This is a genomic window from Ruegeria sp. BHSC026 (assembly GCF_059613065.1).
In genome coordinates this window covers 118,998-125,372 of the sequence record NZ_JBXWRV010000009.1, presented here as the reverse complement: position 1 = coordinate 125,372, position 6,375 = coordinate 118,998, and the positions used below count along the sequence as shown (strand labels likewise).

The window sequence follows — 6,375 nt, the reverse complement described above, 5'->3', positions numbered from 1 at the left end:
AAAATCTCTGAAGGCCAAACGCCAAAAAAATGGCGCGGGGTGGAGCAGCCAGGTAGCTCGTCAGGCTCATAACCTGAAGGTCAGAGGTTCAAATCCTCTCCCCGCAACCAATATATCCTCGCAAAACAAACGCTTAACCCCGCATCACGCAGGGCTTTCGGCGTTCCGCAAACTCCCGTGGAAGCACTGTGGAAGCAGCAGGAGCGGTAAATGGGTGTGTGGCAATTCTGTGACATGGAGCCCGTAGGGACTTTCTTGGGGCTCTCCTGAACAAAACGTGGTTTCAGCAAGAAAAGCGCCGAATAGTTTTCGTTGATCAGGTCAAGTCGTTGGCAAGAGCCTTACGTGGACATGGACTGCCACGCTTTGATTCGGAAAATTCTTTGACATATATCATTTTGATATTTCTGCCAACGTGCAGAATTCTTTGCGTTTGCGCAAAACGGGGGAAGATTAGTGAATTTTTTTAGAAAAATGGTTTTGGCAAGTTTGGCTGTTCCGATATCGCAAACAGCATGGGCTCAATCCGAGTGTAGCGTGGATACGCTGCCACCACTTCCCGATGTGAAATATCTAACGGTGCAGCAACTGCCGGAACCGGTTGCTCATTGCAAGGTTGCAGGGGTGATCGGGACCGAGACCAATTTCGAGCTTTTGTTGCCGGACATGTGGAATGGAAAATTTGTCATGGGTGGTGGTGGTGGTTTCGTCGGTTCGGTCGTCAACGTGGCTTTGGCCTATGGTGCGTTGCAGAAAGGTTATGCCACGGTGGGTACCGACACTGGCCATCAAGGTCACCCAATCGACGCAAGCTGGGCCCTGAACAACCTTGAGCGAGTCGTAAGCTTTGGCCACCAAGCCGTGCATCGAACGGCAGTCACGGCCAAGGCGCTGACAGCGGAATATTACGGTAAGCCCAGTGCCCGCGACCTTTTCATTGGATGTTCGCGCGGCGGCGGGCAGGGAATGATGGAGTCACAGCGCTATCCGGACGATTTCGACGGTATCGTTGCAGGCGCGCCGGCCTATAACTGGACCCACGCGCTGGGTGCCGGTGCGGTGCAGATCAGCCAAGCCATGTTTCCTGACCCCAACGATCTCGGGCGCGCCGTGATTGGGCCTGAGGATCAGCAACTGATTGGGGAGGCCGTTCTGACCCAATGCGATGCGTTGGATGGCATTGAGGATGGCATCCTCATGGACCCGCGCCAATGCGACTTCGATGCATCCACATTGGCTTGTGCCGAGGGTCAGAACAGCGGTTGTCTGTCTGAAGAGCAGATCGCCGCTGCCAATGCCATTTACGATGGTCCGAAAGACCCGCAAGGTCAGCTCTTTCCGGGGTTCCCTGTGGGCGGTGAGCTTAGCCCGTCAGGCTGGGGGAACTGGATGACTGGCGGTCTGGACGTGGGCATGGACCTGAGCCATTTCCAGGAGGGCGTAGAAACGGCGGGCGGATTTGAATTGCCGCCAATGCCAAACGCTTTGTTCGGGTTCGGCAATGGGGTTTTGCAATACCTTGTCTATCACGACCCTGACTGGAGTTATGCCGAACAGGACTGGGATACTTTCCGCGAGGATGTGAAGACGGCCGCGCAGACGTTGAATGCAACTGACCCCGACCTTGCGGCATTTCGAGACCAAGGCGGCAAGTTGTTGCTTTTCAACTCGTGGAACGACATGGCAGCAACTGCCTATGGCACGATCCAGTATTATGAAGAAGTATTGGCAAATGACCCCAGTGCCTTGGATGACGTGCGGTTGTTCATCATGCCGGGTGTGGATCACTGTTCCGGCGGTATAGGCCCGGATTGGGTCGATTATCTCGACGTGATCGATGAGTGGGTGGAAACCGGAGTTGCGCCCAACAGCGTGTTGGCGGTCTGGCGCGAGACATTGGGTCACGGTACCGGCGCGCGTCCCGTATGTGCCTATCCAAAAGTGGCGCAGTATGACGGTGCGGGCGATCCTCGCGATCCGGCAAGCTTTACCTGCGCAGAGCCTTGAACCCGGTGATTTTGGTGAGAACGCGAACATGAAGAAAGGTCCTATCGTTCGTATTTGGGTCTTCGTGTTGCTGGCTGTGCTGCCGATTTGGCCGGCTTGCGCGGCGGCAAAAGACTTACATGTTCTGGCCTCTCTGCTGGCTGAGAACCGCTTCCAAGGTGTCGTTGAGGCCCACGACGAACTAACAATCAAACCAGACCACCACGAAGTGGGCACGCCAGAAAACCCGTTTTTTGTCGGAAAAACGGACTTTGGATGTCGAACGTCAGGAGAATTAGTTGAGTGGCGCCCACGGGAGGACTCGAACCCCCAACAGCCCGATTAGAAGTCGGATATTCTATCCAGTTGAATTACGTGGGCGCAGGTGAGCTTTTATTGACAATGTCAGTAGACAAGTCAACTTGGTAATTTTCTGGTGATATTACCAGTTTTTAGCCATTTAATATCAATCAGGTACGTGAATTGGGCGCTATTGTAGCTCTATCCAGTTGAGCTAAGGAGCCGGTGAGTCTTTCAGGGCCAGGTTTCAAGGGGCAATCGCAGGAAGAATGAGCCGGACCCCGTAAGCGCAGCGGACCATCCCGCATTAGGTGTAAGCGCCTTGCTTTCAGCGACGCATTTCCAGCAAAAAATGCCGACTGTCAGAGTTCGGAGTAGCGTAGATTTCGAAAGACAGGCACACCTGCGCGCGTACATCATCACCAAGATTGGTCAACGCATCTGCAGTGAGAAACAAAAATTATGCAAGTGGAGCGTGTGGTAATCGACCGCGCCTCGGTCCGTCGACAAAAGCGGGCATGCTCCACTTCGCTGTCATATCCTGCTGGATGAAGCACACCCATTGAGATGCGCGGTCCGTGTGAAGACCGGTTTTGCAGAGTGCTGGAGCTGGAAACAGCCCAAACTCCGGCGGGCCAAGATTTTCGTCGGCGAAAGATTCCGCGCCCTTTGAATATCCTTCGGGGTGCCCCTGTCATTGACCGGCACGTCGCTTCAGGCACTTGGCTTTCCTGTTCAGACGAACCGTTTTGCTCAAGGGCCCGCCCATCGGCTCGCGGCCAACCTTGATGCTTCGTGGAAGCGGGATATGCTGCTATAACGCCCAAAAATAAAACCAACAGGGACAGAACCACATGAACAACCGTTTGAGCAAAATCACCATCGTTGGTGGCGGCACGGCAGGCTGGATGACCGCGCTTATCCTTGAGATGGTGTTCTCACGCACATCGGCGCCAAAGGACCGGCCGCGTATCTGCTTGATCGAAAGCCCCAATATCGCAACCGTAGGCGTTGGCGAGGCTACTGTGCCGCGGATGCCGGTCACGCTGCGTCAGGCCGGCATTTCCGAGCGGGATTTCTTCCGCGAGACCAATGCGTCCTTCAAGCTGGGCGTCAAGTTCTGCAACTGGAACAAGGATGCCAAGGGCAATCGCATCGACTATGTGAACCCCTTTGCCCACGGCCAGATGATCGAGGGGCTGGACGCCGCCGAATATTTCCTGCGTTTCGGGAATGGTGATCGGGATTTTACCCAGTCGATCGCACCGCATGATGATCTGGGTCGCCTGTGCAAGGGCGCGCGGCCGCTGGGGCAGCCGGAGTTCGAGCAGCGGTTCGGGTATGCCTATCACCTGGATGCCGTCAAATTTGCCGGGATGCTGACCAAGGTCTGCACCAAGCGCGGCGTCGAGCACATCCAGGACGAGGTGCAGTCGGTCGAACTGGACGAGCAGGGAAATGTCAGCCACCTGATGCTCGAACGCAAGGGCCGTCATGACATCGAAATGGTCATCGACTGTACCGGGTTCCGCGGCCTGATCATCAACCAGGCGCTTGGCGAACCTTTCATGGACTATTCGGATTACCTGCCCAACGACCGCGCGATGGCGTTGCAGATCGAACACCCCGACCCGGACAAGATCGAAAGCCTGACGCGCGCCACTGCCCTTGGTGCCGGGTGGACATGGCGGGTGCCGCTGTTCAACCGCGTGGGCACCGGCTATGTGTTTTCCTCGGCGCATCGGACCGACGATCAGGCGGCGGATGAGTACCTGGAATGGTTGGGGGACAGCGGCAAAGGCGCGACTCCGCGCGTGATCCCGATGCGGATCGGACGCGTGCGCAACGCCTGGGTCAAGAACTGCGTGGCGATCGGTCTGGCGGGCGGGTTCATCGAACCGCTCGAGAGCACCGCGATCCACATGATCGATCACGCGGTGCGCTGGTTTGCCGAACATCTGCCGACCAAGGCCATCGAGCCCTCTTTGAGGACACGGTACAACCGGCAGATGAACAAGCTCTATGACGAGGTTCTGGAGTTCATCTGCCTGCATTATCGTCTGGGCAATCGCACGGATGACCAGTACTGGATCGACGCGCGCACTCAGTTGAAAGTGCCGGATCGGTTGGCCGAAAATCTCGACCTGTGGCAGAATCGTCTGCCCCTGGAGCGCGACATCGAATTCGCCACCCTGTTTGACTATCGTGTCTATCAAACGGTTCTGCTGGGCAAGCGGGTCTATGACACCGGATACGGCCCCGGCATTCGCGAACGTCTGCGGCCGCTGAAAAAGCCGATCTGGTTCCAATGGTGGAAAGGGGCCAAGATGGATCTTGCAAAGATCCTCAAGACGATGCCCGACCACAAGACCTTGCTGCTGGATATACGCGGAGAGCTGGATCGCCCGGCCTTCGGCAAGGCAGTCGCGGCGAAACCGACCGTGGCAATGCCTGGGACAGTTCCGGCGCCGGTCGTCGTTCAGAACATGCCGAACCTCGCCGAGATCCGCAGCGGAGCAAAGGATCTTCAGCTGTTCTAGGGCACAAGGGTACGTGCCTGGCTGACGGGCGGCGGCTGGCAAGTCGCCGTCGGTCACGTTCTCAGGCCGCTTGGAGTAGGCCACACCACACCGGTTCCGAACGCGCCGGTCACGTCAGAACGGGCGTCGATCTCGGTAACCGCGTCCAAAAGCCCAAAAGGGGCCAGCGACGGTCGGATAGCGGGTTTTGCGGAAAAATTTGGTGGAGCCTAGGGGAGTCGAACCCCTGACCTCTTGCATGCCATGCAAGCGCTCTCCCAACTGAGCTAAGGCCCCATTCCGGTACCGCCGTGGCGGTGGACGGACGTTTATGAAACGGCGTCGGTGAGTGCAAGAGCAAAAATCGAAAATCTGTCAAAAAAGTCGATGTTCGATCCGATGCGCCGATCCGGGCGGGGCGGCACCGGGTGCCGCCCACGCCAATTCAGGAATCTTCATCTTCCGACGCGACGTCGGTGATGTCGTCCAACGAGACGTTGTCATCGTCATCGTCTTCCAGGATGTCGTCGTCCAGATCGACATCGACGGCGTCGTCATCGTCCAGTACCAGGTCGTCATCCGACGCGGCCTCGCGGGCCTTGACGGATGCGGCATCTTCGGCATCCGCCGCGATCATCCGGCTCTTGCCGGTTTCCAATTCAACGATCTCGCCGGTGTAGGGGCTGATGATCGGGTCCTTGTTCAGGTCGTAAAACCGCTTTCCGGTGGTCGGGCAAACGCGCTTTACGCCCCATTCTTCCTTGGGCATGTCAATTCCCCTTGATATCAGGTGAGTCGTATCAACGATTCAGGTCACCTGCCACATGCGGCGGGCACTGTCAAAGCCTTTGCGCCAAGGAGAATGCACCATGGGGCGACATTCACTGCCCGGCCACCCGCCTGTCGCCCTGACGCTTCGGAAATCGGCGCGCGCGCGCCGCATCAGCCTGCGAATCTCGCAATTGGACGGTCGGGTTACGCTGACCTACCCGCAGAGCGTTCCCGAATCCGAGGCGATCGGCTTTGCTCGCACGAAAGAAGACTGGATCCGCCAGCATCTTCGCTCCCGTCCCGAGCCGGCGGTCATTCAATTCGGCCAGACACTGCCGGTCGAGGGGGTGCCCCGGCGAATCGTGCCTGCGGAGAGGCGGCGCGTCGTCCTGAAGGCGGACCGGATTGCCGTGCCCGAGGGGGCCGAGGCCCGGCGGCTGGCCCGGTTCCTGAAAGAGCTGGCGCGGGATCGCCTGACCGGGGCCTGCGATGACTATGCCGCGATGCTGGGCCGGGCTTATTCCAGCCTCACCCTGCGCGATACGCGCTCGCGTTGGGGGTCGTGCAGTTCGGCGGGTGGCTTGATGTTTTCCTGGCGGCTGATTCTGGCCCCGCCCGAGGTTCTGCACTATGTCGCCGCGCACGAGGTGGCCCATCTGGCCGAGATGAACCATTCGCCGGCGTTCTGGACGCAGGTCGAGCGTCTGTTCGGCCCATATCAAGCACCGCGGCGCTGGCTGCGCGACAATGGGGCCGAGCTGCACCGGTACCGGTTCGAGGCAGGCTCCGGTTGACCCCG

Annotated in this window: 4 protein-coding genes and 3 tRNA genes; 4 read left to right on the top strand and 3 right to left on the bottom strand. The window is 58.2% G+C overall.

The genetic code is table 11. The features are described from left to right. The first annotated feature begins 33 nt into the window (after nucleotides 1-33). Both AC2FME_RS12895 and AC2FME_RS12890 read left to right on the top strand, forming a co-directional pair. A tRNA-Met gene (locus AC2FME_RS12895) sits at nucleotides 34-110 on the top strand. Nucleotides 111-537: 427 nt separating this feature from the next. After that, nucleotides 538-2,007 carry a tannase/feruloyl esterase family alpha/beta hydrolase gene (locus tag AC2FME_RS12890; protein ID WP_496800612.1) on the top strand — a complete coding sequence of 490 codons (1,470 nt, stop codon included), beginning with the start codon at nucleotides 538-540 and terminating at the stop codon, nucleotides 2,005-2,007. Nucleotides 2,008-2,290: 283 nt separating this feature from the next. Here the strand turns inward: AC2FME_RS12890 and AC2FME_RS12885 are convergent. Beyond that, nucleotides 2,291-2,367, bottom strand: a tRNA-Arg gene (locus AC2FME_RS12885). 773 nt (nucleotides 2,368-3,140) lie between these two features. Between AC2FME_RS12885 and AC2FME_RS12880 the strand changes: the two genes are divergently transcribed. Then, nucleotides 3,141-4,826 (top strand): tryptophan halogenase family protein, encoded by a 1,686-nt coding sequence (locus AC2FME_RS12880; protein WP_496800611.1) that lies wholly within the window; start codon nucleotides 3,141-3,143, stop codon nucleotides 4,824-4,826. 200 nt (nucleotides 4,827-5,026) lie between these two features. Here AC2FME_RS12880 and AC2FME_RS12875 read toward each other — a convergent pair. Next, nucleotides 5,027-5,102 (bottom strand) — tRNA-Ala (locus AC2FME_RS12875). Between the two features lie 148 nt (nucleotides 5,103-5,250). Then, the gene (locus AC2FME_RS12870; RefSeq protein ID WP_496679461.1) at nucleotides 5,251-5,574 is read right to left on the bottom strand and encodes a TIGR02300 family protein; all 324 of its coding nucleotides are present in this window, start codon (nucleotides 5,572-5,574) and stop codon (nucleotides 5,251-5,253) included. 100 nt (nucleotides 5,575-5,674) lie between these two features. On the opposite strand from AC2FME_RS12870, the gene AC2FME_RS12865 reads away from it, so the two are divergent. Beyond that, nucleotides 5,675-6,370 (top strand): M48 family metallopeptidase, encoded by a 696-nt coding sequence (locus AC2FME_RS12865; RefSeq protein WP_496800610.1) that lies wholly within the window; start codon nucleotides 5,675-5,677, stop codon nucleotides 6,368-6,370. The last annotated feature ends 5 nt before the right edge of the window (nucleotides 6,371-6,375 follow it).